Origin of the sequence: Bradyrhizobium sp. Ce-3 (assembly GCF_022835695.1) — a bacterium.
GTDB lineage: Bacteria > Pseudomonadota > Alphaproteobacteria > Rhizobiales > Xanthobacteraceae > Bradyrhizobium.
Window position 1 is genome coordinate 322,805 of sequence record NZ_BQUV01000007.1, and the last position, 26,082, is coordinate 348,886.

General features: G+C 65.1%; 28 protein-coding genes. 14 read left to right on the forward strand and 14 right to left on the reverse strand.

Annotation, left to right across the window (positions count from 1 at the left end):
• Positions 1 to 182 precede the first annotated feature (182 nt).
• The 8 genes from rsmI (at position 183) to BRSPCE3_RS25005 (ending at position 9,453) form a co-directional block, all read left to right on the forward strand.
• Positions 183 to 1,136 carry a 16S rRNA (cytidine(1402)-2'-O)-methyltransferase gene (gene rsmI, locus BRSPCE3_RS24970; RefSeq protein ID WP_244068944.1) on the forward strand — a complete coding sequence of 318 codons (954 nt, stop codon included), beginning with the start codon at positions 183 to 185 and terminating at the stop codon, positions 1,134 to 1,136.
• Entirely contained in the window at positions 1,123 to 1,506 is a 384-nt protein-coding gene (locus tag BRSPCE3_RS24975) for a YraN family protein (RefSeq protein ID WP_244068945.1), read from the forward strand. Before rsmI ends, BRSPCE3_RS24975 begins: the two co-directional genes overlap by 14 nt.
• Positions 1,507 to 1,539: 33 nt before the next feature.
• Positions 1,540 to 2,487, forward strand: coding sequence for a glutathione synthase (gshB, locus tag BRSPCE3_RS24980; RefSeq protein WP_244068946.1), 948 nt, complete (start codon positions 1,540 to 1,542; stop codon positions 2,485 to 2,487).
• A 287-nt stretch (positions 2,488 to 2,774) separates the two neighbouring features.
• Positions 2,775 to 3,746 carry an MBL fold metallo-hydrolase gene (locus BRSPCE3_RS24985; RefSeq protein WP_244068947.1) on the forward strand — a complete coding sequence of 324 codons (972 nt, stop codon included), beginning with the start codon at positions 2,775 to 2,777 and terminating at the stop codon, positions 3,744 to 3,746.
• 519 nt (positions 3,747 to 4,265) lie between these two features.
• Complete coding sequence (locus BRSPCE3_RS24990; RefSeq protein ID WP_244068948.1) at positions 4,266 to 4,445, forward strand: hypothetical protein; 180 nt, start codon at positions 4,266 to 4,268, stop codon at positions 4,443 to 4,445.
• Between the two features lie 411 nt (positions 4,446 to 4,856).
• Positions 4,857 to 6,407 (forward strand): YifB family Mg chelatase-like AAA ATPase, encoded by a 1,551-nt coding sequence (locus tag BRSPCE3_RS24995; protein WP_244068949.1) that lies wholly within the window; start codon positions 4,857 to 4,859, stop codon positions 6,405 to 6,407.
• Positions 6,408 to 6,550: 143 nt separating this feature from the next.
• Positions 6,551 to 7,072, forward strand: a complete 522-nt coding sequence (locus tag BRSPCE3_RS25000) for a hypothetical protein (RefSeq protein ID WP_244068950.1) — start codon at positions 6,551 to 6,553, stop codon at positions 7,070 to 7,072.
• 104 nt (positions 7,073 to 7,176) lie between these two features.
• Positions 7,177 to 9,453: a PAS domain-containing hybrid sensor histidine kinase/response regulator gene (locus tag BRSPCE3_RS25005; protein WP_244068951.1), complete on the forward strand. Its 2,277-nt coding sequence runs from the start codon at positions 7,177 to 7,179 to the stop codon at positions 9,451 to 9,453.
• Between the two features lie 69 nt (positions 9,454 to 9,522).
• Here BRSPCE3_RS25005 and coaA read toward each other — a convergent pair whose 3' ends face one another.
• The 7 genes from coaA to hisB all read right to left on the reverse strand — a co-directional run bounded on the left by coaA (position 9,523) and on the right by hisB (position 14,319).
• Positions 9,523 to 10,479 (reverse strand): type I pantothenate kinase, encoded by a 957-nt coding sequence (coaA, locus tag BRSPCE3_RS25010; RefSeq protein ID WP_244068952.1) that lies wholly within the window; start codon positions 10,477 to 10,479, stop codon positions 9,523 to 9,525.
• A gap of 35 nt (positions 10,480 to 10,514) precedes the next feature.
• Complete coding sequence (locus BRSPCE3_RS25015; protein WP_244068953.1) at positions 10,515 to 10,838, reverse strand: phosphoribosyl-ATP diphosphatase; 324 nt, start codon at positions 10,836 to 10,838, stop codon at positions 10,515 to 10,517.
• Between the two features lie 110 nt (positions 10,839 to 10,948).
• The gene (hisF, locus tag BRSPCE3_RS25020; protein WP_244068954.1) at positions 10,949 to 11,725 is read right to left on the reverse strand and encodes an imidazole glycerol phosphate synthase subunit HisF; all 777 of its coding nucleotides are present in this window, start codon (positions 11,723 to 11,725) and stop codon (positions 10,949 to 10,951) included.
• Positions 11,726 to 11,734: 9 nt separating this feature from the next.
• On the reverse strand, positions 11,735 to 12,466 hold the full coding sequence (gene hisA / locus BRSPCE3_RS25025; RefSeq protein WP_244068955.1) for a 1-(5-phosphoribosyl)-5-[(5-phosphoribosylamino)methylideneamino]imidazole-4-carboxamide isomerase: 732 nt from the start codon (positions 12,464 to 12,466) through the stop codon (positions 11,735 to 11,737).
• A complete protein-coding gene (gene hisH / locus BRSPCE3_RS25030) occupies positions 12,463 to 13,113 on the reverse strand; it encodes an imidazole glycerol phosphate synthase subunit HisH (RefSeq protein WP_244068956.1) in 651 nt (216 codons plus the stop codon). The genes hisA and hisH overlap by 4 nt, the downstream gene beginning before the upstream one ends.
• On the reverse strand, positions 13,110 to 13,640 hold the full coding sequence (locus BRSPCE3_RS25035; RefSeq protein WP_244068957.1) for a DUF2628 domain-containing protein: 531 nt from the start codon (positions 13,638 to 13,640) through the stop codon (positions 13,110 to 13,112). Before BRSPCE3_RS25035 ends, hisH begins: the two co-directional genes overlap by 4 nt.
• An 85-nt stretch (positions 13,641 to 13,725) precedes the next feature.
• Positions 13,726 to 14,319, reverse strand: a complete 594-nt coding sequence (hisB, locus tag BRSPCE3_RS25040) for an imidazoleglycerol-phosphate dehydratase HisB (RefSeq protein ID WP_244068958.1) — start codon at positions 14,317 to 14,319, stop codon at positions 13,726 to 13,728.
• A gap of 267 nt (positions 14,320 to 14,586) precedes the next feature.
• Here hisB and hslV point away from each other — a divergent pair, with 267 nt between their 5' ends.
• The 5 genes from hslV to BRSPCE3_RS25065 all read left to right on the forward strand — a co-directional run bounded on the left by hslV (position 14,587) and on the right by BRSPCE3_RS25065 (position 18,884).
• Positions 14,587 to 15,144, forward strand: a complete 558-nt coding sequence (gene hslV / locus BRSPCE3_RS25045; RefSeq protein ID WP_244068959.1) for an ATP-dependent protease subunit HslV — start codon at positions 14,587 to 14,589, stop codon at positions 15,142 to 15,144.
• A 2-nt stretch (positions 15,145 to 15,146) separates the two neighbouring features.
• Positions 15,147 to 15,632, forward strand: a complete 486-nt coding sequence (locus tag BRSPCE3_RS25050; protein ID WP_244068960.1) for a GNAT family N-acetyltransferase — start codon at positions 15,147 to 15,149, stop codon at positions 15,630 to 15,632.
• A complete protein-coding gene (locus tag BRSPCE3_RS25055; protein ID WP_244068961.1) occupies positions 15,629 to 16,225 on the forward strand; it encodes a DUF2585 domain-containing protein in 597 nt (198 codons plus the stop codon). The genes BRSPCE3_RS25050 and BRSPCE3_RS25055 overlap by 4 nt, the downstream gene beginning before the upstream one ends.
• A 61-nt stretch (positions 16,226 to 16,286) precedes the next feature.
• Positions 16,287 to 17,591, forward strand: a complete 1,305-nt coding sequence (gene hslU, locus BRSPCE3_RS25060; protein WP_244068962.1) for an ATP-dependent protease ATPase subunit HslU — start codon at positions 16,287 to 16,289, stop codon at positions 17,589 to 17,591.
• A 168-nt stretch (positions 17,592 to 17,759) separates the two neighbouring features.
• Entirely contained in the window at positions 17,760 to 18,884 is a 1,125-nt protein-coding gene (locus BRSPCE3_RS25065; protein ID WP_244068963.1) for a hypothetical protein, read from the forward strand.
• Between the two features lie 2 nt (positions 18,885 to 18,886).
• On the opposite strand, the gene BRSPCE3_RS25070 is transcribed toward BRSPCE3_RS25065, so the two are convergent.
• Genes BRSPCE3_RS25070 through BRSPCE3_RS25080 form a run of 3 tightly spaced genes read right to left on the reverse strand, consistent with a single transcriptional unit; the run spans position 18,887 to position 21,775 of the window.
• Positions 18,887 to 19,477 (reverse strand): Smr/MutS family protein, encoded by a 591-nt coding sequence (locus BRSPCE3_RS25070; RefSeq protein ID WP_244068964.1) that lies wholly within the window; start codon positions 19,475 to 19,477, stop codon positions 18,887 to 18,889.
• Positions 19,474 to 21,093: a murein transglycosylase A gene (locus BRSPCE3_RS25075; RefSeq protein WP_375709958.1), complete on the reverse strand. Its 1,620-nt coding sequence runs from the start codon at positions 21,091 to 21,093 to the stop codon at positions 19,474 to 19,476. Before BRSPCE3_RS25075 ends, BRSPCE3_RS25070 begins: the two co-directional genes overlap by 4 nt.
• A complete protein-coding gene (locus BRSPCE3_RS25080; RefSeq protein WP_244068965.1) occupies positions 21,071 to 21,775 on the reverse strand; it encodes a Tim44/TimA family putative adaptor protein in 705 nt (234 codons plus the stop codon). The genes BRSPCE3_RS25075 and BRSPCE3_RS25080 overlap by 23 nt, the downstream gene beginning before the upstream one ends.
• Before the next feature lie 420 nt (positions 21,776 to 22,195).
• Here BRSPCE3_RS25080 and secB point away from each other — a divergent pair, with 420 nt between their 5' ends.
• Entirely contained in the window at positions 22,196 to 22,684 is a 489-nt protein-coding gene (gene secB / locus BRSPCE3_RS25085) for a protein-export chaperone SecB (protein WP_106321797.1), read from the forward strand.
• 152 nt (positions 22,685 to 22,836) lie between these two features.
• Here the strand turns inward: secB and dnaQ are convergent, their stop codons facing one another.
• From dnaQ to BRSPCE3_RS25105, 4 genes are read right to left on the reverse strand one after another with little or no spacing between them, the layout of a single operon-like run.
• Positions 22,837 to 23,559, reverse strand: coding sequence for a DNA polymerase III subunit epsilon (gene dnaQ, locus BRSPCE3_RS25090; RefSeq protein WP_244068966.1), 723 nt, complete (start codon positions 23,557 to 23,559; stop codon positions 22,837 to 22,839).
• A 31-nt stretch (positions 23,560 to 23,590) separates the two neighbouring features.
• Positions 23,591 to 24,190 (reverse strand): dephospho-CoA kinase, encoded by a 600-nt coding sequence (coaE, locus tag BRSPCE3_RS25095; RefSeq protein ID WP_244068967.1) that lies wholly within the window; start codon positions 24,188 to 24,190, stop codon positions 23,591 to 23,593.
• A gap of 47 nt (positions 24,191 to 24,237) precedes the next feature.
• A complete protein-coding gene (locus BRSPCE3_RS25100) occupies positions 24,238 to 24,846 on the reverse strand; it encodes a Maf family protein (RefSeq protein WP_244068968.1) in 609 nt (202 codons plus the stop codon).
• 10 nt (positions 24,847 to 24,856) lie between these two features.
• Complete coding sequence (locus BRSPCE3_RS25105) at positions 24,857 to 25,693, reverse strand: pyruvate, water dikinase regulatory protein (RefSeq protein ID WP_050425362.1); 837 nt, start codon at positions 25,691 to 25,693, stop codon at positions 24,857 to 24,859.
• Positions 25,694 to 26,082 lie beyond the last annotated feature (389 nt).

The window sequence follows — 26,082 nt, forward strand, 5'->3', positions numbered from 1 at the left end:
ATATTGTCGGCGAATAGTTAACTAAAACAAAAGGATTATGGCCCCGCGGCGCCCTTGCCGCGGCCTCCATTTCCCTCCCTCAGGCAGCGTTCCATCACCGCCATTTGCAGGATGTGGCGCAGGCGCCGCCATCCCGCTAGAGGCTATATCCACTTCGCTCGAAAACGCTCTAGATTGGCATTATGCGCGCAAAAGCCAGTTCCCTCCACCATTCGGATGCCACGACGGGCGCTGTAGCCAGAACCTTTTCGATCGGCGGCCAGCAGCTGGCCGCGCCAAAGGCGAGGCCCGGGCTGCATCTGGTCGCGACCCCGATCGGAAATCTCGCCGACATCACCCTGCGCGCGCTGGAGACGCTGGCCGGTGTCGACGTCATCGCCTGCGAGGACACCAGGATTACGCGTCGGCTGACCGAGCGTTACGCGATCACCGCTGACCTCGCGCTCTACCATGAGCACAACGCGGTCCAGGCCCGGCCCAAGATCCTCGAGCGGCTGGCACAGGGCGCCGCGATCGCGCTGGTGTCCGACGCCGGCACGCCGCTGATCTCCGATCCCGGCTTCAAGCTGGTGCGCGAGGTCTGCGCCGCCGGACATGCCGTGATCGCGGTGCCCGGGCCATCGTCGGTGCTGACAGCACTGTCGGTGGCGGCACTGCCGACCGACCGGTTCTTCTTCGAGGGCTTCCTGCCGGCCAAGGAACACGCGCGCCGCGCACGGCTCAATGAACTGGCCCGGATCGATGCGACGCTGGTGATGTTCGAATCCGGCAATCGCGTGCAGGATACGCTGCGCGATCTCGCCGCGGTCATGGCCGGGCGCGATGCGGCGATCTGCCGCGAGCTGACCAAGCTGCACGAGGAGGTCAAGCGCGCGCCGGTCGCCGAGCTTGCAGCAGCCGCGGACGCGCTGGAGACGCGCGGCGAGTTCGTGCTCGTGATCGGACCGCCGGCCGACGACGCCGGGGTGATGGATGAGCACTCGCTCGACGATCTCCTGCGCGCGCAACTCGCCCGCGGCAGCGTCAAGGATGCGGTGGCCCACGCGGTCGAGCTGTCCGGCCGGCCGCGCCGCGAGGTCTACGCCCGCGCGCTCGAGCTCGCGAAAACCATCGGGGACCGCGATGGCGAAGACTGACGGCGCCGCGCCCGAACGGGTCGCCGCGTTCCGCACCGGCATCTCGGCCGAAAGCCGCGCCGCGGCGCTATTGATCGCCAAGGGCTATCGCATCCTGGCACGGCGCTTCCGCACCCCCTATGGCGAGATCGATCTGGTGGCGCGCCGGCGCAACCTCGTCGCCTTCGTCGAGGTCAAGGCCCGTGCCAGCCTCGATGAGGCCGCCTATGCGGTGACGCCGCGCCAGCAGCAGCGCATCGTCAATGCCGCCCAGGCCTGGCTGATGGCGCATCCCGAACATGCCGAATTTGACCTCAGATTCGACGCCGTGCTGATTGCGCCGAAGAGCCTGCCGCGCCATCTGTTAGCGGCATTCGACGCCAGCCCTTAAAGTCACGACCCTCAGACCTCGCGGGACACGCCCATGAAATTGAACGTCGCCGTCCAGATGGATCCTATCGCGCGCATCAACATCCGCGGCGATTCCACCTTTGCGCTGCTGCTCGAGGCGCAGAAGCGCGGCCACAGCCTGTCCTACTACACGCCCGACAAACTGTCGCTGCGCGGCGAGGAGCTCGTGGCGCCGGTGCAGCTGCTCACCGTGCGCGACGAGGTCGGCAATCACTTCACGCTGGGCGAGCCGAAGCGCGAGCCGCTCAACGGCTTCGACGTCGTCTTGCTGCGGCAGGACCCGCCGTTCGACCTCGCCTACATCACCTCGACCCATTTCCTCGAGCGCATCCATCCGAAGACCCTGGTCGTCAACGACCCGGCCAGCGTGCGCAACGCGCCGGAAAAGCTGTTCGTGATGAATTTCCCGCAGCTGATGCCGCCGACCCTGATCTCGCGCGACCTCGACGAGATCAACGCCTTCCGCGACCAGCATGGCGCCGTCGTCATGAAGCCGTTGCACGGCCATGGCGGCGCCGCGGTGTTCCGCGTGATGCCGCAGGACATGAACTTCGGCTCGCTGTTCGACATGTTCTCGGTCACCTTCAAGGAGCCCTGGGTGATCCAGCGCTTCCTTCCCGAGGTGAAGCACGGCGACAAGCGCATCATCCTGGTCGACGGCGAATTCGCCGGTGCCGTCAACCGCGTGCCGGCGGCCGACGACCTGCGCTCCAACATGGTGCGCGGCGGCGCGGCCAAGGCGACCGAGCTCTCGGATCGCGAGCGCGAAATCTGCGCCACGCTTGGACCTGCGCTGCGCGAGCGCGGCCTGCTGTTCGTCGGCATCGACGTGATCGACGGCAATCTGACCGAGATCAACGTCACCTCGCCGACCGGCATCCGCGCCATTCAGCGGCTCAACGGTCCCGACGTCGCGGCGATGATCTGGGATACCATCGAGACAAAGCGCGCCGCGAAATAATCCTCCCTTGTGCGCCGCACTTGCTGGCTGAAATTTAGAAGCATGATCCGGAAAAGTGCGAAGCGGTTTTCCGAGAAAGATCATGCTCAAACAAAGAGCTAAAGCGCGCTGACGATCTAATCGGACCTCATCGCGCTTGAGCGCGTGGGCGCGCGTGCGTTCGCCTTATTCTACTTGCCAGCTTGCGCGGGCGAGGGCAGCATTCTGTTGCCTGCGTCAGGTCAAGCGGCGGGTCAACGCGCGGGCAACAACGCGAAAATCTCATAAAAAATGTGGAGGAAGACGTTATGACGCTCGATGTTTCACGACGATCCTTGCTCGCGCTCGGTGCCGGTCTCGGCGCCAGCACTCTGCTCGGCAGCACCGCACAGGCGCGCGCACCGAAGCTCGGCACGCAGACACCCTACTGGCACCGCTTCGAGCTCGGCGACGCCGAAGTGACCGTCGTATCCGACGGCCCGCTTCCGCTCGGCGATCCCTCCGGCACCTTCACCGGCGTGCCGAAGGAAGAGGTGAAGAAGATGCTCTCCGACAACTTCCTCTCGCCCGACAATGTCGTGCTCGAGCAGAACTCGCCGATCGTCAACATGGGCGACAAGCTGATCCTGTTCGATACCGGCATGGGCACGTCGCAACTGTTCGGCAAGACCACCGGCCGGCAGCAGAAGAGCATGATGGAGGCCGGCATCAAGCCGGCGGACATCGACGCCGTCGTGCTGTCGCACGCACACATCGATCATATCGGCGGCATTGTCGGCGCCGACGACAAGCCGCTGTTCCCGAATGCGCAATACTACATCGCGCAAAGCGATCTCGAGTTCTGGACCGACGAAGGCAAGATGGGCAGCGGGCTGAAGGATTTCATCGTGCACGCCCGCAAGAACCTGCTGCCGGTGCGCGACCGCATCGTGTTCTTCAAGGACGGCCAGGAATTCCTGCCCGGCGTGACGGCGATCGCAGCACCCGGCCACACCGTGGGTCACTCGATCTTCATGGTGAGCTCGGGCGGCAAGTCCTTTGCCTTCCTCGGCGATCTCTCGCATCACGCGGTGCTGCTGCTGGAGCGGCCGCGGATGGAGTTCTCCTACGACACCGATCCGAAGCAGGCGGCGGCGTCGCGGGTCAAGCTCTTGGAGATGCTGGCGGCGAACAAGACGGCGGTGATGTCCTATCACTTTGCCTGGCCGGGATACGGCCACGTCGCCAAGGCCGGCGAGGGCTTTCATTACTATCCCGAGCCGATGCAGATGACGCTGTAACGGCCTGAGCTTCGGGGGCGGCACCGGTCGCCGCCGACCATCCGTACTTCAAGATGGTCGGCTTAAAGCGGCGGCCGCCGCCGAGGTCACAGCAGCAGCGTGTGCTAGACGGAATGGTCGACGTCACTCGGGGAGTAGTCGTGACGACGTATATTCGCGCCGAGATTACGAGATGGGTCAGTGACGATTTTCCAGGATTTGTGGAATGCCGGTTCGCCGATAGGTTTGGTAGAGAATGGTTGGTAGTCGAGAAGGCGCCGCTTCTTACTGATGAAGAACTACGGTCTGACAGCCGATTTCCTCAGCCGGTTCTTATTGCGTGCGAGGTCGTTGCAAGACGCCAAGATGATGCTGGACGCGAAATCACCGACATCACCACTGAGACCCCGTGGGCTATAGAAGCCACAGATGGAACGACAAGCTTCCAACTGTTCGCTGAACAGCTACAATCTGATCGGACTACCGCTCCGAAATGAAGCGGACACCAATTGTCCGCCTTTGGCTCGATAAGCTTGCCGCATGGGAACCCTGATACTCGAAGACCACTCCGTGGAATACCAATGGGCGAGCGATGTCGCCTTCGACGGCATTCGCCTGGAAGTCTTTTCGGGTGACGGGAATACGCTTTTTGATCTCAGTGTGCCCGATGAGGGTCCGATCACCATCAACACCTTCGGCAAAAGGTTCCCGCAACCCTAATCGAAGCAGCAATCGAGGTCGTGCGCCGCTCCAGATAGCGGTAAGCGTCGCAAGGGCGGTCTCACTTGAAACGAGGTTGTTCGTTATTCAGCAGCGCGGCGCCGCGGCCGGCTGGTGTATCGGACACGACGATGGACGAGCATTGTTGCGATCCCGAGGGATTTGGGTCCCTTGGTCCCCGGCCACACGATTGCGCCTCCGTTCGCGCGTGCGTGCTACGTGGGGGATCACCTAGATCGCCGTTGCCGACACGTTCCTTTTGCCATCGGCCGCACTGTGCCGTTGGCCGTCGCGCGGTTATCCAAGATAAGCAACAGGGTCAAGGACGGCGCGGCGCCCCGGATGTTCTCTTAATGTTCTTGCGCTAGACGGCCCGCTCCGCTACCTTCGATTGCGGAAGACAGGGGCAGCATGGTCCAGCGCGTTTCTACCGTCGCATTCGAGGGGATCGAGGCCCGCGCGGTCGACGTGCAGGTCCAGGTCGCGCCGGGACTGCCGGCATTCGCGATCGTCGGCCTGCCCGACAAGGCGGTGTCGGAGGCGCGCGAGCGGGTGCGCTCGGCGCTGATCGCCTCAGGCCTCGCGCTTCCCGCCCGCCGCATCACCGTCAACCTCGCGCCGGCGGACCTGCCCAAGGAAGGCAGCCATTACGACCTGCCGATCGCACTCGGCCTCATGGCGGCGATCGGGGCGATCCCGCCGGATGCGCTGAGCGGCTTCACCGTGCTCGGCGAGCTCGGGCTCGACGGCTCGATCGCAGCCGTCGCCGGTGTGCTGCCCGCCGCGATCGGCGCCAATTCCCGCGACGAGGGACTGATCTGTCCGGCCGCCTGCGGCTCTGAAGCCGCCTGGGCGAGCCCCGACATCCAGATCATCGCCGCGCACTCGCTGATCCAGATCGCCAATCACTTCAAGGGCACGCAGCTGCTGTCGCGGCCGCAGCCGAAGGTGCAAGACCAGAATGAGGCGCGCGAGGAAGCGCTGCTCGACCTGCGCGACATCAAGGGCCAGGAGAGCGCCAAGCGCGCGCTCGAGATCGCGGCCGCCGGCGGGCATCATCTGCTGATGATCGGCTCGCCCGGCGCCGGCAAGTCGATGCTGGCGGCGCGGCTGCCCTCGATCCTGCCGCCGCTGTCGCCGTCGGAGCTGCTCGAAGTCTCGATGATCGCCTCGGTCGCCGGCGAGATCCGCGACGGCGCCCTGACCGCGCGGCGCCCGTTCCGCAGCCCGCATCATTCCGCCAGCATGGCGGCGCTGACCGGCGGCGGCATGCGCGCCAAGCCGGGCGAGATTTCGCTCGCGCATCAGGGCGTGCTGTTCCTCGACGAACTGCCGGAGTTCGATCCGCGCGTGCTGGATTCGCTGCGCCAGCCGCTGGAGAACGGCGAGGTGTCGGTGAGCCGGGCCAACCACCGCGTCACCTATCCGGCGCGCTTCATGCTGGTTGCGGCGATGAACCCGTGCCGCTGCGGCCACGCCTATGAGCCGGGCTATTCCTGCAAGCGCGGCCGGCTCGACCGCTGCACCGCCGACTACCAAATGCGGATCTCCGGCCCGCTGATGGATCGCATTGATCTGCGGATCGAGGTGCCGGCCGTCACCGCGGCGGACCTGATCCTGCCGCCGCCGGCCGAGGGCTCGGCCGAGGTCGCCGCCCGCGTCGCGGCGGCGCGCGACATCCAGCTCGCGCGCTATGCGGCGGCTGGCATGCCGCAGGTCCGCACCAATGCCGAAGCGCCGAGTTCGCTGCTCGAAACCATCGCGCAGCCCGACGCGCAGGGGCAGAAGCTGCTGCGCGAAGCCGCCGACACCATGCGCCTCACGGCGCGCGGCTATCACCGCGTGCTGCGGGTGGCGCGGACGCTCGCCGATCTCGACGGCACTGATACGATCGGCCGGCTGCACCTCGCCGAAGCGCTGTCCTATCGTGCATTGGCCGACGATCTGCGCCGCGCGGCGTGATGAAAACCGGCGCCCTGGCCCGATTCCCTGCCCCGATTTATGGCGCAATGCCTCGCGTCAACGTGACGGTAACCACTCTCATTTACGCTCTGCAAACCATAAGCACCGCGATCCGCGGGACGCTTGGGTGAGCGAGTTGTGTCATGTTGCGTTTGAAGGTTTTGGCCTCGGTGGTGCCCCTTGCCGTGGCCGCGGTATTTGCCCGCGCTGAAATCCTGCCGGGCCCGCGCCCCTGCATCGAGGTGGACGGCACCACGATGCAGATCGCATCGGTGCCCTGGCTGGCGCAGCTTCACGTCAGCTTCACCGACGACCCCGGCGTTGCGACCGTCCGGGTCCGGATCGCCGACAGCCCCGACGCCGCCGACTTCACCGTGATCGACGACATCGACGATGCCGAGGCCGGTGCGTGCGAGCGCAGCGCGGCGCCGCAGCTGATCGGGATTTCCGGCAAGCCGACGGCGACCGGCCCGATCATCTACCTGTCGCATGATGATGGCCCGTCCGACTACCGCGTCTATGTGCAGTCGAAGACGTTCTCGGTGCGCGATGCCGCCGCCCTGATCGTCAGCGCCCGCGGCGGGCACCCCCGCCTCGAAGCGGCGTCGCAGGCGCCGCACACGCGCGTCCCGAACCCGGTCGTGGCGGAGTTAACCTCCCGCTAACCCTGATCCGAGCGGTGGCGCGAAACGGTCACCAACCTCAAGCACTTTTCAAGGTGGCCGACGCATCGTCATCGCCGGATCAAGTTATTTCAGGGCCACCATTGATGGGGCGTTTCTTCCGGATCAAGTTGCGCCTGCGCCGCTTCCTGCGGCGCCATTCCTGGGTTGCGACGATCGTCCGCTCCTTCACGATCTTCTCGGTCGCATTCGGCGGCGCCTTCGGGTTCATTTCCGGCGCCCTCTCACCGCACAGCGGCTACGATCCCAATTCATTCGCAATCGGGGTCAGCTTCCTGTTCGCGCTCGCCTGCCTCTGGATCGTGACGCTCGGCATCCGCCTGCGGCTGATGCGCAAGAGGTTGCGCACCGTCGCCATGCACAATGAGGCGATGGCCGACCGCAACTGGGAACTGCAGGAGGCCGAGCAACGCGCCTCGACCCTGTTCGAGGCGCAGGACGATCTGATCGTGCTGCGCGACCTCGACGGTCTCATCACCTATGCCAACGACGCCTATTGCGAGCTGGCGCAGATCCCCCGCGGCGAATTGATCGGCAGCACCGCCACGCTCAACGTGCTCGAACAGGGCGACACCGCGCTCGAATCCAACGGCACGCGGGTCTACGACCAGAAGATCGAGGGCCCGCTCGGGCCGCGCTGGATCGCCTGGCGCGAGGGCCTCGTGCGCAACGATGCCGGCGCGCCCGCGGAGATGCAGAGCGTCGGCCGCGACGTCACCGACCGCACCGAGAGCGAGCGGGCGCTGGCCGAAGCCCGCGATCAGGCCGACGCCGCCAACCGCGCCAAGTCGCGCTTCCTGGCGATGGCCAGCCACGAGATCCGCACCCCGCTGAACGGCATCATCGGCATGAGCGGACTGCTGATGGACACGCAGCTGACGCCGGAGCAGACGACCTACGTCAAGGCGGTCAAGACATCCGGCGACGCACTGCTCGCGCTGATCGAGGAGCTGCTCGACTATTCCAAGATCGAGGCCGGCAAGATCGATCTCGAACATCGCGCCTTCGCGCTGTCCGGCCTGATCGAGGACATCACCGAGCTGCTGGCGCCGCGCGCGCAAACCAAGGGCATCGAGATCGCGGCCTATGTCGACGAGCGGCTGCCGACACAGGTGACCGGCGATGCCGCACGGCTGCGCCAGGTGCTGCTCAACCTCGCCGGAAACGCCATCAAGTTCACCGCGACCGGCGGCGTGGCGCTGATCGTCGAGCCCGGCATCTGGCCGAACGAGATCAGCTTCCTGGTCCGCGACACCGGCATCGGCATCGCACCGGAGGCGCAGCAGCGCATCTTCCGCGAATTCGAGCAGGCCGACGACCGCATCGCGCGCAGCTATGGCGGCACCGGCCTCGGCCTCTCGATCAGCGACCGCATCGTCAGGCGGATGGGCGGCCGCATCACGCTGGCCAGCACGCCCGGCGCCGGCTCGACCTTCGAGGTGTCGATCCCGCTGGCCCGCGCCGACACCGGCGAGGCCAACGGCTTCACGGTGCCCGATCTCGCCAACCAGTCGATCATGCTGGTCGCGCCGCACAGCATCGAGGCCTCGCTGATCTCGCGTCGGCTGCAGCGCTGGGGCGCGCAGACCTGCATCGTGTCGGATGCCAATGTGGCCGAGGCATTGCTGCCGGAGCGGAGCTGGCACGCGGTGCTGATCGACCACAGCCTCGGCGCGCCGGCGATGGAGGCGTTCGCCAACGCCGCCCGGCTCCATGCGATCCATCGCATCGTGATGTTCACGCCGGCGACGCGGCAGGAGCTTTCGGCCACCGAGACGGCGATGTTCACCGGCTATCTGGTGAAGCCGCTGCGCGCGTCCTCGCTCGCGGCACGCCTGACCGCGTCGCCCGAAATCGCCGCACCAAGCCTTGCGATGCCAGGTCTTGCGATCGAGGCCGTCGCCGAATCCGCGCCCGCCGCGCCGGTGCCCGCGCCGCCGCACAAGGGGCTGTCGGTCCTGGTCGCCGAAGACAATGAGATCAACGCGCTGTTGATGCGCTCGCTGCTCACCCGGCTCGGCCACAACGTGGTCATCACCACCAATGGCGAGCAGGCGATGGAATCCTGGCTCTCGGCGAGGTCAGCCGGCACGCCCTATGATCTCGTGCTGATGGACATCCAGATGCCGCGCCTCAACGGCATCGAGACCACCAAGCAGATCCGTGCCCATGAGTCCGGCGAGCTGGCCGGCCAGTCGACCCGCCGCACCCCGATCCTGGCACTGACCGCCAACACGCTGGTGGAGGACCGCTATGCCTGCTTCGAAGCCGGCATGGATGGTTTCCTGATCAAGCCGCTCGACCGCGAGAAGCTGGAAGAAGCCCTCGCGGGCCTCGCCGCCGCGCGGCATATCGCGGCGTAGCCTGCCACAAACTCGCCGTCGTCCCGGCGAAGGCTGTGATGTGGCCCGTTCGCTGAGATGCGGTGATGCTTACAGCCGCCGCAGCGCGACCGACTCCACCACGTGGTCGGCGCCCTTCTTCAGGATCAGCGTCGCGCGCGGGCGGGTCGGCAGGATGTTGTCCTCGAGATTGGCGAGGTTGGTGCGCTCCCAGATCGCGATCGCGGTTGCGGTCGCTTCCTCGTCCGACAGCGGCGCGTAGCGGTGGAAGTAGGACCTCGGATCGGTGAACGCGGTGTCGCGCAGCGCCAGGAAGCGCTTGATGTACCACTGCCGCAGTGCCGCCTCGTCGGCATCGATATAGACCGAGAAGTCGAAGAAGTCGGACACGAACGGCACCGCCTTGCCATCGCGCGGCAGCCGCCCGGTCTGCAGCACGTTGACCCCCTCGACGATCAGGATATCAGGCTGGTCGATCTCGACCCATTTGTTCGGCACGATGTCGTAGGTCAGATGCGAGTAGACCGGCGCGCGCACCCGGCGACGGCCCGCCTTGATGTCGCTGAGGAACGACAGCAGCGTCGGCAGGTCGTAGCTCTCCGGAAAGCCCTTCTTCTGCATGATGCCCTGCCGCTCGAGCACCGCATTGGGAAACAGGAAACCGTCGGTCGTGATCAGGTCGACCTTCGGCCGCGGCGACCAGCGCGCCAGCAGCGCCTGCAGCACGCGGGCGGTGGTCGACTTGCCGACCGCCACCGATCCGGCGACGCCGACGATGTAGGGCATCTTGCGATCGCGGATGTTGAGGAACTGGCGCTGCGAATAATACAGCCGCTGGGTCGCATCGACATAAATCGAGAGCAGCCGCGACAGCGGAAGATAAATGTCCTCGACCTCCTGCAAATCGAGGCGATCGTGCATCGAACGCAGGCGGTCGAATTCGCCCGGCTCGAGCGTCATCGGCGTATCGTCGCGCAGATGCGACCATTGCTGGCGCGTGAAGACGCGATAGGGGTTGTACTGCTGATCTGGTGCCCGGATGTCCATGAGGCCGCCCCTCTCGATGCGCTCGATCATTTGCGCTAGTCGCGCGTGCGCGACGCCTTCTCTTGCAGTCCCGACATCGAGGTGCGCATCTCCAGCTCGGCCTCGACATCTTCCAGCTTCACGCCGCGTGATTTCAACAGAACGAGCAGGTGAAACACGAGATCGGCACTTTCCGCGACGAGATGCTCGCGGTTGTTCTCGACCGCGGCGATCACGGTCTCGACCGCTTCCTCGCCCAATTTCCTGGCGCAGTGCTCCGCGCCCTTGTCGAGCAGCTTGCGGGTGTAGGACGCCTCGCCGCCCGTTGCAGCACGGGCGTCGATGGTGGCAGCCAAATCGTGGACCGTGAAACGCGACATCAACTCAACTCAAGCATGCGCATCGGCACCGCTGTGGTGCCATCCCTTAGGTGGGGACTTAGCATTTTTGTGACAAGGAGTCCCAGACCACTCTGTTTCCGGACCATGCTCTAGGGATCGAGCCGCATCGGCAGGCCGGCGCGCACCATGTGATCCTTGGCCTGGCGAATGGTAAATTCCCCGAAGTGGAAGATCGACGCCGCCAGCACGCCGGTGGCATGACCCTCGCGGACGCCGTCGACCAGGTGATCGAGATTGCCGACGCCGCCGGACGCGATAACCGGTACGGGGACACTATCCGCGATCGCCCGGGTCAGCGGCAGGTCAAAACCCTGCCTGGTGCCGTCCCGGTCCATCGACGTCAGCAGGATTTCACCGGCGCCGAGCGCGACGACCTCCTGGGCATATTCGATGGCATCGATCCCGGTGGCATTCCGTCCACCATGGGTGAAGATCTCCCAGCGGTCAGAGCCGCCGGCGCGCTTGACCCGCTTGGCGTCGATCGCGACCACGATGCACTGCTCGCCGAACTTCTCGGCGGCTTCCTTGACGAACTCGCGGCGGCTGACCGCCGCTGAATTGATCGAGACCTTGTCGGCGCCATAGCGCAGCAAGGTCTTGATGTCGTCGACGGTGCGGACGCCGCCGCCGACCGTCAGCGGCATGAAGCAGGCTTCAGCCGTCCGCCGCACCACGTCGAGCATGATGCCGCGGTTCTCATGGGTGGCGGTGATGTCGAGGAAGGTGAGTTCGTCGGCGCCGGCGGCGTCATAGGCGATCGCGGCCTCGACCGGATCGCCGGCGTCGCGCAGATCGACGAAGTTGACGCCCTTGACCACGCGCCCGTCCTTGACGTCGAGGCAGGGGATCACGCGAACCTTGAACATGGCTGTCTCCTAGGCCGCGGTCTTGATCAGCTTGAGCGCCGCGGCCGGATCGAGCCGGCCGTCATAGAGCGCACGGCCGACGATGGCGCCGGCGAGCTTTTTGGCGCGCGGCTCCAGCAGCGCCTTGACGTCGTCGATCGAGGCAAAGCCGCCGGATGCGATCACCGGAATCGAGATGCGGTCGGCCAGCGCGATGGTGGCGTCGAGGTTAAGGCCCTTGAGCAGGCCGTCGCGGGCGATGTCGGTGAAGATGATCGCGGCGACACCGGCGTCCTCGAAGCGCTGCGCGATCTCGAGCGCCGTCACATGCGAGGTCTCGGCCCAGCCCTCGACCGCGACCTTGCCGTCACGCGCATCGAGGCCCACGGCGACACGGCCGGGGAATTTCTTCGCCGCGCCCTTCACCAGCTCGGGATCGCGCACCGCCGCGGTGCCGATGATGACGCGCGTGATGCCCTTGTCGAGCCAGGCTTCGATGGTCGCGAGGTCGCGAATGCCGCCGCCGAGCTGCACCGGCATGGTGACGGCCTTCAGCATCGCCTCCACCGCATGGGCATTCATCGGCTTGCCGGCGAACGCACCGTCGAGATCGACGACGTGGAGATATTCAAAACCCTGCGCGGCGAAGCTTCGCGCCTGCGCCGCCGGATCGAGATTGAACACGGTGGCGCGCGCCATGTCGCCCTGCTCCAGGCGCACGCACTGGCCGTTCTTCAGATCAACCGCTGGAAAGAGAATCACGGCTTCCACTTCAAGAAATTGGAGATCAGAGCGAGGCCGAAGCGCTGGCTCTTCTCGGGGTGAAACTGGGTGCCGACAGCGGTGTCCTTGCCGACGATCGCGGTCACCGGCCCGCCGTAATCGGCGCGCGCCAGCACATCCGCCTCGTTGGCGGCGTTGAGGTGATAGGAGTGCACGAAATAGGCGTGGCGCCCCTTCGGCCCGAGCGGCAGCCGCTCCAGCAGGGGGTGCTCGCGCACCATGTCGAGCGTATTCCAGCCCATATGCGGCACTTTCAGGCTCTCGTCGCGCGGCTCGATCTTGACGACATCGCCGCCGATCCAGTTGAAGCCCTCGGTGATCACGTGCTCCTTGCCGCGCGTCGCCATCAGCTGCATGCCGACGCAGATGCCGAAGAACGGCCGTGCCTTGACCCGCACCGCCTCGGTGAGCGCTTCCAGCATGCCGTCGACCGCATCGACGCCGCGGCGGCAATCGGCGAACGCGCCGACGCCGGGCAGCACGATCCGATCGGCGCGATACACCGCGTCGGGATCGCGCGTCACCTTGATGGCTTGCGGATCCTCCATGCTGCGCGCGGCGCGCTCGAAAGCCTTCGCCGCCGAATGCAGATTGCCGGAGCCGTAATCGATGATTGCAACCGTCATCGCGATCCTCCTGGCTCTGGAAACAATCCGATGATGCCGCCCTGCGGCATCGGCGGGGGTTTTGAGAATGATTGACCTGGCACGTCCCGGGTCGGGGGTGGCCCGCCGCGATCGACCGACCGCTGGTCGTTGACGGCGCCGCGATGCCGCGCGGTCCAGCGCTCGAAGAAGCGGTGTTCGGCGTCCAACAGATTGTCGGCCACGACGATGTCGAGCTGGCGCCATTTGCGCCGCGACAGCGTCCAGCGCTGCAGCGTCGCCGCTTCCAGCCCGATCAGCACCATCAGCACCAGGTCGACGAGGAAGATCGCCCCGCGGCCGATACCGAGCCTGGCCAGCGCATAATCGATCGCGAAGGTGAGGATGAGCCAGCCGATCAGCGCCAGCCAGAGCCTGTTCCAGGCGAGCCAAACCACGCCCGCAACCGCGGCCCAGAAATGGAAGCCGTCGCGCACGAAGACGAACTTGTCGGTCGCCGCGAGATCGGCGCCGTTGGCCACGGGGGCATGCACTGTATAGACCGGCATCGAACGCTCCGCCGAGGATGAACTCTACTTACCGCATGATCTCCGGGAAAACCGGTGCCACCGTTTCCGGATCATGCTCCCCCGATCAGCCGCCGAGCTGACCCTTGGTCGAGGGCACTTCGCCCTGGGCCCGCGGATCGATCGCAACCGCCGTCCGCAGCGCCCTCGCCAAACCCTTGAAACAGGATTCGGAGATATGATGGCTGTTCTCGCCATATAGGGTCTCGACGTGGAGAGTCACGCCGGCGTTCATCGCGAAGGCGTTGAACCACTCGCGCACCAGCTCGGTGTCGAACTCGCCGATCTTGTCGCGCGGGAACGCGACCTTGAACACCAGCACCGGGCGGCCGGAAACGTCGATCACGACGCGCGACAGCGTCTCGTCCATCGGCATGTGGATCGAGGCGTAACGGGTGATGCCGGCCATGTTGCCGAGCGCCTGCTTGACAGCCTGCCCGAGCGCGATCCCGACGTCTTCGGTGGTGTGGTGGTAATCGACATGGAGATCGCCATCCGCCTTCACCGTGATATCGATGCGCGAATGCCGGGCCAGGAGGTCGAGCATATGGTCGAAGAAGCCGATCCCGGTCGAAACCGTGGATACGCCTGCTCCGTCGAGGTTGACCGTCACCTCGATGTCGGTCTCCTTGGTCTTGCGCTTGATGGTTGCCGTGCGCATGAAGATTAAGCTTTCCCGTGCCGAAAACGCCGGTCTTTTAACAGGCTGATGTCACCTTCGCTACTGCGGGATGACCCCGAAACGGCCTAACTTCGGGCCATGGTGACCGGAAATCCTTGTCGATTTAGTTGTGACGCGTTTTCTTCCCGCGAACCGGTGCCCATCCCGGATCGAGTCCGGGACAGGCTTCGCTCGAAAACGCTCTGATTTCCCCCGATTGTAACCCCCTGCCCGACCGCCTAAATCTGCCCGGAAGAGAGGTAAACTATGCAAGCATCCCAAAATGAGCTGCCGGTCTGGCATGGCACCACGATCTGCACGGTCCGCAAGGGCGGCAAGGTGGTGATCGGCGGCGACGGGCAGGTCTCGATCGGCCAGACCGTGATCAAGGCCAATGCCAGGAAGGTCCGCCGGATCGGCAAGGGCGACGTGATCGGCGGCTTTGCCGGCGCCACCGCCGACGCCTTCACCCTGTTCGAGCGGCTGGAAAGCAAGCTGGAGCAGTATCCGGGGCAATTGACCCGGGCCGCCGTCGAGCTCGCCAAGGACTGGCGCACCGACCGTTATCTGCGTCGGCTGGAGGCCATGATGATCGTGGCCGACAAGGACGTCTCCCTGGTGCTGACCGGCACCGGCGACGTGCTGGAGCCCGAATCCGGGGTGATGGCGATCGGTTCCGGCGGCAATTACGCCCTCGCCGCGGCCCGCGCGCTGGTCGATACCGACAAGGACGCCGAGACCATCGTCCGCCGCGCGCTGGATATCGCCGCCGATATCTGCGTCTACACCAACCGCAACGTGACGATCGAGACGATCGGCGGCTGAGCATGGCCGGCCCCTATCATTTCCGCCCGATGACGACGGCCGACCTGCCGCAGATCAGGCGGTGGCTGGCATTGCCGCATGTCCGTGAGTGGTGGGGCGATCCGGCCGAGCAATATGCGCTGGTCAGCGGCGACCTCGATGAGCCGGCGATGGACCAGTTCATCGCCGCGACCGATCAGGGCGATATCGGCTATATCCAGTGCTACGACCTGACGGCGTGGAATTCAGGCTTCGGCACCCATCCGGCCGGCACCCGCGGCATCGATCTCTTCATCGGCGAGCCAACGATGATCGAGGGCGGCCACGGCTCGGCGCTGATCCGCGCCTTTGCCGACGACCGGCTGGCGCAAGGTGCGCCGCGCATCGTCACCGATCCCGATCCGGCCAATGCGCGTGCCGTCCGTGCCTATGCGAAGGCCGGCTTCCGAGAGGCAGGAATGGTCGACACGCCCGACGGGCCGGCGCTGCTGATGGTGCGCGACGCATGACGATCGCGCCAAAGCCCGGCATTCGCGTTCCGGCGTGGCAATGGCTCGCGATCGCAGCCGCGCTGCTCGCGCTCCAAGCGGCGTTGCTCTATGCGATGGGCCGTTTACCGATCTGCGCCTGCGGCTATGTCAAGCTCTGGCACGGCACGGTGCAGAGCTCGGAGAACTCGCAGCATATCGCCGATTGGTACACGCTGTCGCATGTGCTGCATGGCCTGCTGTTCTATGGCCTGACCTTCCTGCTGCTGCCGCGGCTCGCCTGGCCGGGGCGGCTGATTGTCGCGATGCTGATCGAGGGCAGCTGGGAGCTCGTCGAAAACTCCAACTGGATCATCGAGCGCTACCGCGCCGGCACGATCTCGCTCGACTATTACGGCGACACCATCGTCAATTCGGTCTCGGACACGCTCGCGATGGTTTTCGGCTTCCTGCTGGCGCGCAAGCTGCCGATCGCCGCAACGGTCGCGCTCGGGATTGTGTTCGAAATCGTGATGCTGCTGCACATTCGCGACAATCTGACGCTCAACATCATCATGCTGATCCACCCGTTCGAGGCGATCAGGCAGTGGCAGGCCGGTCCGCCCATCTTTTAGGGGATATTGCCTTGGAAGAGTGCCGCTTGCCGAGACCCCGATTTCAACCTAGCTAGAGCCAATGACCGACTTCTCCCCCCGCGAAATCGTTTCTGAACTTGACCGTTTCATCGTCGGCCAGGCCGACGCCAAGCGCGCCGTCTCGATCGCGCTGCGCAACCGCTGGCGGCGGCTGCAGCTCGCCGGTTCCCTGCGCGAGGAGGTTCTGCCCAAGAACATCCTGATGATCGGGCCGACCGGCGTCGGCAAGACCGAGATCGCGCGGCGGCTGGCCAAGCTCGCCGGCGCGCCGTTCCTCAAGGTCGAGGCCACCAAGTTCACCGAGGTCGGCTATGTCGGCCGCGACGTCGAGCAGATCGTCCGCGACCTCGTCGAGGTCGCGATCGCGCAGACCCGCGAGCGCAAGCGCAAGGACGTCCAGGCCCGCGCCCAGCTCGCCGCCGAGGAACGCGTGCTGGATGCGCTGGTCGGACCGGGATCGAGCCCGGCGACGCGCGAGTCGTTCCGCAAGAAGCTGCGTGCCGGAGAGCTCAACGACAAGGAAATCGAGATCGAGACGCAGTCGGGCGGCAGCGGCATGCCGATGTTCGAAATCCCCGGCATGCCCGGCGCCCAGATGGGTGCGATCTCGCTCGGCGACATCTTCGGCAAGATGGGCGGCCGCAGCAAGACCCGCCGCCTGACGGTGGAAGGCTCGCACGAGATCCTCGTCAACGAGGAATCCGACAAGCTGCTCGACACCGATCAGCTGGTGCAGGAGGCGATCAGCGCGGTCGAGAACAACGGCATCGTGTTCCTCGACGAGATCGACAAGATCTGCGTGCGCGAGAACCGCGCCGGCGGCGATGTCTCGCGCGAGGGCGTGCAGCGCGACCTGCTGCCGCTGATCGAGGGCACCACGGTTTCGACCAAGCACGGCGCGGTCAAGACCGACCACATCCTGTTCATCGCCTCGGGTGCCTTCCATATCGCCAAGCCGTCGGACCTGCTGCCGGAGTTGCAGGGCCGCCTGCCGATCCGCGTCGAGCTACAGGCGCTGACCCGCGACGACATGCGCCGGATCCTGACCGAGCCGGAAGCGTCGCTGATCAAGCAATATGTCGCGCTGCTGAAGACCGAGGGCGTCACGCTCGACATCACCGACGGTGCGATCGACGCGCTGGCCGACGTCGCGGTGGCGGTCAACTCCACGGTCGAGAATATCGGCGCAAGGCGTCTGCAGACCGTGATGGAGCGCGTGCTCGACGAGATCTCCTTCACCGCCCCCGATCGCCACGGCGAGACCATCCAGGTCGACGCCGACTACGTGACCAGGCATGTCGGCGACCTCGCCAAGAACGCCGATCTGAGCCGGTTTATTCTTTAGCCGACGCTATGCCGTCGCCCCGGCGAAGGCCGAGGCCCATAACCATCGCTGCCTGTATTGAGCCAAGACTCGGGCCGCTATCCTGTCTAAAAACTGAGCTTTGTGGTTATGGGTCCCGGCCCCCGTGCGCAATCGCGCACTAGGCCGGGACGACACAGTGGGCGATCGATGAATCTGCGGGTGTGGCAAAACCCTTGGCGCTTGATGCTGGCCGTCAACGCGGCGGTGCTGGTCGGGGTGTTCCTGCACAAGATCGCGCTGCCGCCCTTCGTTCCCTACATCCATTTGCTGGTCGACTATCACTACGGCTTCACCAAGCGCGCGCTGGTCGGCGCGATCGTGTCGCTGTTCACCGACAAGGTGCCGGTGTGGCTGGTGTTCGCGCTGGCCGGCGCGATCTGGCTGCTGACGCTCGGACTGTTCGTCCGGCTCTTTCATCGCACATTCGGCTTCGACGATGCGCATTGGCCGCTGTTCGTCTTCATGGCGGGGTCGCCGTTCTTCCTGAAGAACTTCATGCATACGCTCGGCCATTTCGACATCTATGGCTGTGCGCTGACGATCGTGCTGCTGCTGATCCCTGCGCGCTCGGTCATGTATGTGCTGATCGCCGCGCTGTTCTCGATCGTTCTGATCCTGGTCCATCACATCTTCGTCCTGATGTATGTGCCGACGATCACCGCCATCGTGATGCTGCGCTTCTACCTGATGCAAAATGCGACGCCGCGAAGCATTATCTTCGGCATCGGCGCACTCGTGGCGGTCGGCATCCTGTTCCTGGTCGCGCAATTCGCCGGCACGGTCGACGTGCCCTATGACGAATTCATCCGCCACCTGCAAAGCCGGATGGCCGATCCGTCACGCACCGACCTGCTGCAGTTCGGCTACATCTGGTACCAGCCGCTGTCGAAGGAGTTCGCCGATACCTGGGCGCGAATGCCCTCGAACATCCTCGGCGTTCCGGTGTTCGCGCTGCTGATCTGGCTGCACACGCCGCTGTGGCGCTATTTCGCGCGGCTGATCGGCGCGCTCACCAACGAGCTGCATCGGCGGATCGTGCTCGCCGCGCTCGTTGTAATCAGCGCCGGCTACCTCGTGATGTTCGTCACCGTGTTCGACTATTCGCGCTGGATCTCGAACTGGGCGGTCTGCATGTTCCTGATGCTGCACGCGGTGAAGATGCTGCCGGCGTCGAAAGACGTAGCGCCGATCGCCTCGGATGATCGCAAGACGACAGTCTTGGGCTGGATCGTCACGCTGATCCCGCGCGTCGGAATCGTCAGACCGTTTTAGGCTCAGCGCGCGCGGCGGACCCGCACATAGAGCGCGCCCTCGCCGCCATGGCCGACATGGGCTTCCTCGAAGCCGACCACCAGCGAGCGGAATTCCGGAAGGCTGAGCCATTCCGGCACCTGGCGGCGCAACACACCGCGTTCGGACTCCAGTCCTCCGACCTTGCCCTTGCCGGTGATCACGAGCACGAAGGTGAGCCCATCATGATGGGCGCGCTGCAGGAAGGCGAACAGCACGCGATGCGCGCGGATCTGCGTCATGCCGTGCAGGTCGAGCCGCGCATCGATCTCCTGCCGGCCGCGCGACAATTTTGCGCGCTCGCGGCGGCCGATCGGCGCCAGCGGCGGCGCCTGCGGCCGCGGCACCGGCGCGGCCTTGACCGATGTGACCGGCTTGACCGGAATCGGCTTTGCCGCGGCGTGGTGGGTGGCCGGATCAGAGGCCGTGGCGTGGGCCTTCGCGGCGGCCGACTTCTTGCGCAGCGGCTTGACCTGCTTGGCGACGCTTTCCCAGAGCGCACGCTCCTCCTCGCTCAGCGCACGCTTGCGCCGCGGCGGAGCGGACAGATCGGGGATCGGCGCGGGTCGTTTCATTGCTCGCGATGATGGCGATAGCGCCGAAAGCGCCGCTTCTCCTGAGACTGCGGAATATCCGGCCGGGCGACCGGCAACGGCACCGGTTCTGCCACAGGAGCGGCCTGCGCGACAGGGGTTGTTGCCGGAGGAGCAGCGGGCGCTGCATCCTTCGCGGGCGGATTCTTGGCGGCGCCGCTGGTTGCGTCTTTTGTCCCGGCCTTGGCGACGGTCGCAGTCGGCACATCCGCGGGCTTCGCCGCCGGCTTGTCCTTTGGCGGATCGGTCTGCGGAAACAGTTTTGCGATTTTGGCCGACGGCCGCTCGTCAGGGATCGGCAGCTTGTGGCCGCGCGCGACGGGATCGAGACCCCTGGGCACCAGCATCACGAACTGCATATTGTGCCGCAGCCGGCCCGAGACCTTTCCGGCGTCGGCGCCGGCGCCGAAATAGAGATCGGCGCGCGCCGGGCCGACAATGGCCGAACCAGTGTCCTGCGCGATCATCAGCCGGTGGAACGGCGTCTTCGACTGTTCGGATTCGATCGGCAGCTCGCCGGCGATGAAGAACGGCGTGCCGTAGACATGCAGCGCCTTATCGACCGCGATCGAGCGGCCCGGCGTCAGCGGCACGCCCTGCGCGCCGACGGCCTCGTCCTTGTCGGATAACGGCACCTCGCGGAAGAACACGTAGGCGCGGTTCTGCCGCCGCACATCCTTGGCGCCGTCGGGGTTCTGCTCCATCCATTCCCTGATCTTCTGCATCGACATCTGCTCCCTCGGGATGATGCCGCGATCGATCAGGACGCGTCCGACCGGCGTATAGGGGTAGCCATTATGCGCGTCATAATTGATGCGCAGCGTGGTGCCGTCCTCGAGCTTGATCCGCGCCGAGCCCTGGATCTGCGCGAACAACAAGTCGGTCTGGCTCTTCAGCCAGGCGATCTCCAGCCCGCGGCCGGCGATCGCGCCGTCCTCGATCTGGGCGCGGTCGTAATAAGGCACGAGCTTGCGCCGGCCGATCTTGCGATACACCGGGCCGCCGTTGGGCAGCCCGACCGACGCCTGCGTCTTGCCGCGCACGAACAAATTGGACGGGCGGCGATAAACCGGAACATTATAGACGTCGGTCTGGGTCTTCGAACCATCGAGCACCGGCTCGTAATAGCCGGTGACGAAACCGGCCTCCTCGCCGAGCCGCGAGATCCGCAGCGGCACAAAATTCTGCTCGAAGAATTCCTTCGCCTTCGCGCCAACGGCGAGATTGAGCCCCTTGGCGATCCGGCAGGGATCGCGCAGCGAGCTGCCGAGTGCCTTCGAATCGACCGGTGCGCCCTGCTGAGCGGCGATCGGCTTGCAGCTGGTGCGAAACGCGTTGTAGGCGGCGAGATGATCGTCGTCGTTCCAGCCGGCGACATTGGCCCAGCCGAGCGGCTCATACTGGCTGCCGCTGACCTGCAACGGCAGTTCCAGGTTGGGATAGGGGATCGGGTGGGTCTGCTCGTGCCGCGGCGGGGTGTGCCGGCTCGACCTGTAACGCGCGGCGATCGCCGCCGTGGAGCACACCACCGCGAGCGCGCAGCACGCGATGGCGAGGCGCCCGTAGCTGAGATGTTTAGTGAGCGCTTCCAGTGCCAACCAGCTTCCAGTTCGGATCGCGGGAAGTCGAGTCGCGGGCGAATGTCCAGACGTCGGTGATGTCGGCGACCTTGTCCGGGCTGCCGTCGACGATGGTGCCCGCCTTGTCACGCGTGACCGAGATCATCTGCGACACGAAACGGACGGTGAGCTGGGTCGAGCGATCGCGCGTCTCCGCGCTGACGATCTCCGCCTTGTCGATCGAGACGAACCGCGTCTCGGTCTTCTGCTCATGCTTCTCGCGGTCCTTGATCGCGGCCTCGAAGCTCTCATAGACCTCGCTCGAGAGCAGGTCGCGCAGCGCGCGGCGATCGCCGTTGGCAAAGGCCAGCACGATCATTTCATAGGCCGAACGGGCGCCCGAGAGGAAATGCCGCGGATCGAACGACGGATCCTGGACGGCCACCGCGTCGAGACCCTGCGCCAGCGGCGTGCCGGGCTCGGCGACGCCCTTCCAGCGTTCGGTGGGTTCGACCGGCTCGGCGGGCGCGGCCGGGGGCGGCTGATCGATCACCGATCCCGGGATCGGCACGACGTTGTTATCCTGGCCGCGCTGCAGGACGTTGGGTGCTGCACGATCATACGGCGGCCGCTCGCTTCCCGTGCGCTGCCCGAGAACGCTGCGCAGGCGCAGGAAGATAAACACGGCAAGCGCCAGGAAGATGATGGTGTAGATATCCACGTCGAATTCGCTTTCTGGTCTCTGCCGGCAACGGGCCGGACACCAAAGCGTTCCCGGTCGGGAACGGCAGAGATTACATCGCCGAGTGAGTCCGCAGCATGTAGGCACGAAACTGTGCCCGGCCAATGGCGCTTTTTGGCACGGGCAAGTGTAGCGTGTTTTGACCCCCGGGGGAAACCCGTTCCTTCCCGGAAATCGCGCATCTTCAATAATTTAGGAAGCCGTTAAGAGGTTGGGCGGAGCTGTGCTCGCGCGGCCCGTTGCCGCAGATTTGGTCGCAGGCCGTCGGGACGCGCCCGTTCGTCGTCCTTGTGGACCGAGCCGGGCCTATGATAGCCACTCGCCGGCATCGGCATTCCCAACACCTTAACGCGTGCCGTCGGGCATCCTGTCCCGAGCGCCGCTCCAGGAGACATTTCCATGACCAATGGCAACGGCGCCCCCGTCGAACAGGCCGCTCCCCAGCTCAACGTGCTGGCGCAGTACACCAAGGACCTGTCGTTCGAGAACCCGAATGCGCCGGCCTCGCTCGGCCAGCAGCAGCAGCAGCCGGCGATCAACATCCAGATCAACGTCTCGGCCAACAACCTGTCGGACAATGAGTACGAGGTGATCCTCTCGATCGAGGGCAAGGCCGAGACCGCGGGCAAGGTGATGTTCAGCTTCGACCTCGCCTATGCCGGCGTCTTCCGGATCGTCAACGTGCCGCAGGAGAACCTGCATCCGCTGGTCATGATCGAGTGCCCGCGGCTGCTGTTCCCGTTCGCACGCGAGATCGTCGCGACCTCGGTCCGCGACGGCGGCTTCCCGCCGCTGCTGCTCGACCCCGTCGATTTCGTCGGTCTCTATCGTCAGAACATGGAACGGCAGGCGGCCGCCCAGGCCGCTTCCGGCGTCAAGCCGAGCTGATCTGAGTCAGCGAATACGGAAAGCCAAATCCCGTCATCCTGAGGAGCGCGCAGCACGTCTCGAAGGATCGACGGGCCCCGATCATGGCCGATTCATCCTTCGAGGCTCGCTCCGCTCGCACCTCAGGATGACGGAAATCGCAATACGTTGAATCAAGCCGCCGGGGCCGCAGCGGGCGCTGGCGGCGGCAGATAATCGTTCCAGAGCGGCTTGTCGCCGAGCGTGGCGACGAAGGCCCGGTGGGCCTCGCGATCCGCATCGCTGACCCGTGCAACCAGCGGAGTCTCGCGCTGGCGCCGCGGCGCATCACTGTGGCTGCCCGCACGCGCATCCGAATTTTCCGACGCCAGAATGAGCTGCGACTGCCGCGCACCGATCAGGTCGATATAGACCTCGGCCAGCAGCTCGGCGTCGAGCAAGGCGCCGTGCTTGGTGCGGCGGGAATTGTCGATCTGATAGCGCGAGCAGAGATCGTCGAGCCGGTTCGACACGCCGGGATGCTTCCGTCGCGCCAGCAGCAACGTATCGACCAGCCGGTCCTTCGGGATCGCTTTCCGCTTGATGCGGTCGAGCTCGGCATTGATGAAGCTGATGTCGAAGGACGCGTTGTGGATCACCAGCGGCGTGTCGCCGATGAAGGCCAGGAACTCCTCGACCACTTCGGTGAACAACGGCTTGGAGGCCAGGAACTCGGTCGACAGCCCGTGCACGGCGAAGGCCTCAGCCGGCATGTCGCGCTCGGGATTGATATAGACGTGGTAGGTCTGCCCCGTGGGCATCCGGTTGAAGATCTCGACGCAGCCGATCTCGACCAGCCGGTCGCCGCGGAGCGGATCGAGGCCAGTGGTTTCGGTATCGAGAACGATTTCGCGCATGACTTGAGGGAATCCGGAAAAGGCGAGCGAATCAGGCGCGCCGCTTCGGCATCTTAGCAACCTCGGCCAGAATGTCGCGGATACGCGCCCGCACCGGATCAAGTCCGTGCGAGGTATCCACCATGAAATCCGCGCGCTTGCGCTTCTCGGCGTCCGGCATCTGCTTGGCAATGATGGCATCGAGTTTCGCCGCATCCATGGTGCCGCGGGCCAGCACGCGCTCGCGCTGCAGTTCCGGCGAGGTGGTGACGACGACGACGGCATCGACGCGCTTCTCGCCACCGGTCTCGAACAGCAGCGGCACGTCGACGACGACGATCGCCTTGCCTGCCGCTTCCGCATCGGCAAAGAACTTCTGTCGCGACGCGCCGAGCATCGGATGCACGATCTGCTCGAGCTGCTTCATCGCCGCGGGGTCGTGCACCACGCGCGCCGACAGTTTTGCACGATCGACCTTGCCGTCGGCGGTGGTGCCGGGGAAGGCTGCCTCGATCGCCGGCGCGGCTTCGCCTTCGTAGAGCTGATGCACGGCCGCATCGGCGTCGTAGACCGGCACGCCGGCCTCCATGAACAATTTCGCCGTGGTGGATTTCCCCATCCCGATCGAGCCGGTCAGTCCAATAATCAACATGGCATCAACATCGGTTCAGCATCTCTTCGTCGCCATCCCTCAGTGCCTCACACCGCGAGCAGTTTTTCACGGCGCAGGAACGCGAGCAGCGACAATAGCGGCAGGCCGAGGATGGTGAAATGGTCGCCTTCGATCCGCTCGAACAGATGAACCCCGAGGCCCTCGAGCTGGTAGGCGCCAACGCTGGTCGTCACCGCCTCCCCGGCCTGGGCGAGATAGGCCTCTATCTCGCCGGCGGTGAGCCGCCGCATCGTCATCCGGGCCACGCTCACATCATCGAACAGGACCTTGCCATCGCGCGCGACCGAGACCGCGGAATGCAGAGCGTGGGTCTGTCCGGCGAGCAGACCGAGCTGCTCGGCCGCCTGTGCGCGGTCGGCAGGCTTGCTGAACATCCGCTGCCCCAGCGCCAGGGTCTGATCGGCACCGACGACATATTGCCCGGGCCTTTGCCCGGAGACGAACAGCGCCTTCGCGCGCGCCAGCAGCGATGCGATCTCGCCCGGCGCCGAAAGGCCGGAGTTTTTCTGCACCGCGCGTTCATCGATATCGGCCGGCAACGTCCCGAATTTGAGGCCGGCGTTTTCGAGCAACATCCTTCGCGCCCGGCTTTGCGAGGCAAGGATCAACTGCTGCGGGCCGCACCAGATGCTCATGATGTGACGATCACTCCGGCGGCCGCGCGCGCTGGCGGTCGTTATAGAGCTTCATGATCGCAGCCGCCGTCTCCTCGATCGAGCGACGCGTCACGTCGAGCAATGCCCAGTTGAATTTCGCACTCAGGCGCCGCGCAAACGCGACTTCGTCGGCCACCGCCTGCTTGTCGATATAGGTGTCGTTGTCGCGGTCGCCCATCGTGAGCAAACGGTTCTGCCGAACCTGGATCAAGCGCTCCGGTGTCGCATGCAGGCTGACCACCAATGGCTTCTTCAGGGTCTCGAGCTGGTGCGGCAGCGGGATGCCCGGCACCAGCGGCACATTGGCAGTTCTGATGCCGCGGTTGGCGAGATAGATCGAGGTCGGGGTCTTCGAGGTGCGCGACACCCCGACCAGAACGACGTCGGCCTCCTCGAGGCCTTCGACATGCTGACCGTCGTCATGGATCATCGTGTAATTCAGCGCGTCGATCCGGCTGAAATATTCCGCGTTCAGCACATGCTGCGCACCGACGCGTCCGGTCGTCGCGGCACCCAGATACGCCTCGAACAACTGCATCACCGGCCCGATGATCGACAGGCTCGGCACATTGATCTCCTTGCACTTGCCCTCGAGCCGGCCGACCAGATCCTTCTCCAGCAGCGTGAACAGCACGATGCCGGGCGATTCCTCGATCTCGTCGAGCACCCGATCGAGCTGCTTCTGGCTGCGCACCAGCGGATAGACATGTTCAACCGCGGTGACGTTGGCGTATTGCGCGGCGACCGCGCGCGCCACGGTGATCAGCGTCTCGCCGGTCGAGTCCGACACCAGATGCAGGTGGAAATAATTGGAGGTCGTCGGCACCAGAGCCCCTGTCTATCCTGTGAATCCCTGTGGAGGTCGGGGAGAGAATCCGGGTCCGCCGCCCGGCCTTTGTATATCTCGTCCCTTTCTTCACAGCACCGCGGAAAAGGATAAGTCGACGTCACAGACAGAATGATAGTGAACCGGTGTGGATTTGTCTCTTGATAAGCTGGCCACAGCGATCCGCAACCAATTGAGTCCTGCGGCGGATTCCGGATTTCCGCCACCAACTGCCGAAATGTTGAGGGATGTGAACAAGCCCGCAAGAACGGCTGGATCGTTTTGCATGAGTCAAATTCACCGCCACTTAGACTCAAACCTTAGATTCTAAACTTAATTAGGTTTAGGAGAGCCGTGTGAGCGGATATGTATCCGTCCCCCGCTGGCAG

What these genes read in the sequence shown, in the direction of transcription:
- rsmI (WP_244068944.1), top strand. Translation starts at nt 183, where the DNA reads ATGCGCGCAAAAGCCAGTTCCCTCCACCATTCGGATGCCACGACGGGC.
- BRSPCE3_RS24975 (WP_244068945.1), top strand. Translation starts at nt 1,123, where the DNA reads ATGGCGAAGACTGACGGCGCCGCGCCCGAACGGGTCGCCGCGTTCCGC.
- gshB (WP_244068946.1), top strand. Translation starts at nt 1,540, where the DNA reads ATGAAATTGAACGTCGCCGTCCAGATGGATCCTATCGCGCGCATCAAC.
- BRSPCE3_RS24985 (WP_244068947.1), top strand. Translation starts at nt 2,775, where the DNA reads ATGACGCTCGATGTTTCACGACGATCCTTGCTCGCGCTCGGTGCCGGT.
- BRSPCE3_RS24990 (WP_244068948.1), top strand. Translation starts at nt 4,266, where the DNA reads ATGGGAACCCTGATACTCGAAGACCACTCCGTGGAATACCAATGGGCG.
- BRSPCE3_RS24995 (WP_244068949.1), top strand. Translation starts at nt 4,857, where the DNA reads ATGGTCCAGCGCGTTTCTACCGTCGCATTCGAGGGGATCGAGGCCCGC.
- BRSPCE3_RS25000 (WP_244068950.1), top strand. Translation starts at nt 6,551, where the DNA reads ATGTTGCGTTTGAAGGTTTTGGCCTCGGTGGTGCCCCTTGCCGTGGCC.
- BRSPCE3_RS25005 (WP_244068951.1), top strand. Translation starts at nt 7,177, where the DNA reads ATGGGGCGTTTCTTCCGGATCAAGTTGCGCCTGCGCCGCTTCCTGCGG.
- coaA (WP_244068952.1), bottom strand. Translation starts at nt 10,479, where the DNA reads ATGGACATCCGGGCACCAGATCAGCAGTACAACCCCTATCGCGTCTTC.
- BRSPCE3_RS25015 (WP_244068953.1), bottom strand. Translation starts at nt 10,838, where the DNA reads ATGTCGCGTTTCACGGTCCACGATTTGGCTGCCACCATCGACGCCCGT.
- hisF (WP_244068954.1), bottom strand. Translation starts at nt 11,725, where the DNA reads ATGTTCAAGGTTCGCGTGATCCCCTGCCTCGACGTCAAGGACGGGCGC.
- hisH (WP_244068956.1), bottom strand. Translation starts at nt 13,113, where the DNA reads ATGACGGTTGCAATCATCGATTACGGCTCCGGCAATCTGCATTCGGCG.
- BRSPCE3_RS25035 (WP_244068957.1), bottom strand. Translation starts at nt 13,640, where the DNA reads ATGCCGGTCTATACAGTGCATGCCCCCGTGGCCAACGGCGCCGATCTC.
- hisB (WP_244068958.1), bottom strand. Translation starts at nt 14,319, where the DNA reads ATGCGCACGGCAACCATCAAGCGCAAGACCAAGGAGACCGACATCGAG.
- hslV (WP_244068959.1), top strand. Translation starts at nt 14,587, where the DNA reads ATGCAAGCATCCCAAAATGAGCTGCCGGTCTGGCATGGCACCACGATC.
- BRSPCE3_RS25050 (WP_244068960.1), top strand. Translation starts at nt 15,147, where the DNA reads ATGGCCGGCCCCTATCATTTCCGCCCGATGACGACGGCCGACCTGCCG.
- BRSPCE3_RS25055 (WP_244068961.1), top strand. Translation starts at nt 15,629, where the DNA reads ATGACGATCGCGCCAAAGCCCGGCATTCGCGTTCCGGCGTGGCAATGG.
- hslU (WP_244068962.1), top strand. Translation starts at nt 16,287, where the DNA reads ATGACCGACTTCTCCCCCCGCGAAATCGTTTCTGAACTTGACCGTTTC.
- BRSPCE3_RS25065 (WP_244068963.1), top strand. Translation starts at nt 17,760, where the DNA reads ATGAATCTGCGGGTGTGGCAAAACCCTTGGCGCTTGATGCTGGCCGTC.
- BRSPCE3_RS25070 (WP_244068964.1), bottom strand. Translation starts at nt 19,477, where the DNA reads ATGAAACGACCCGCGCCGATCCCCGATCTGTCCGCTCCGCCGCGGCGC.
- secB (WP_106321797.1), top strand. Translation starts at nt 22,196, where the DNA reads ATGACCAATGGCAACGGCGCCCCCGTCGAACAGGCCGCTCCCCAGCTC.
- dnaQ (WP_244068966.1), bottom strand. Translation starts at nt 23,559, where the DNA reads ATGCGCGAAATCGTTCTCGATACCGAAACCACTGGCCTCGATCCGCTC.
- coaE (WP_244068967.1), bottom strand. Translation starts at nt 24,190, where the DNA reads ATGTTGATTATTGGACTGACCGGCTCGATCGGGATGGGGAAATCCACC.
- BRSPCE3_RS25100 (WP_244068968.1), bottom strand. Translation starts at nt 24,846, where the DNA reads ATGAGCATCTGGTGCGGCCCGCAGCAGTTGATCCTTGCCTCGCAAAGC.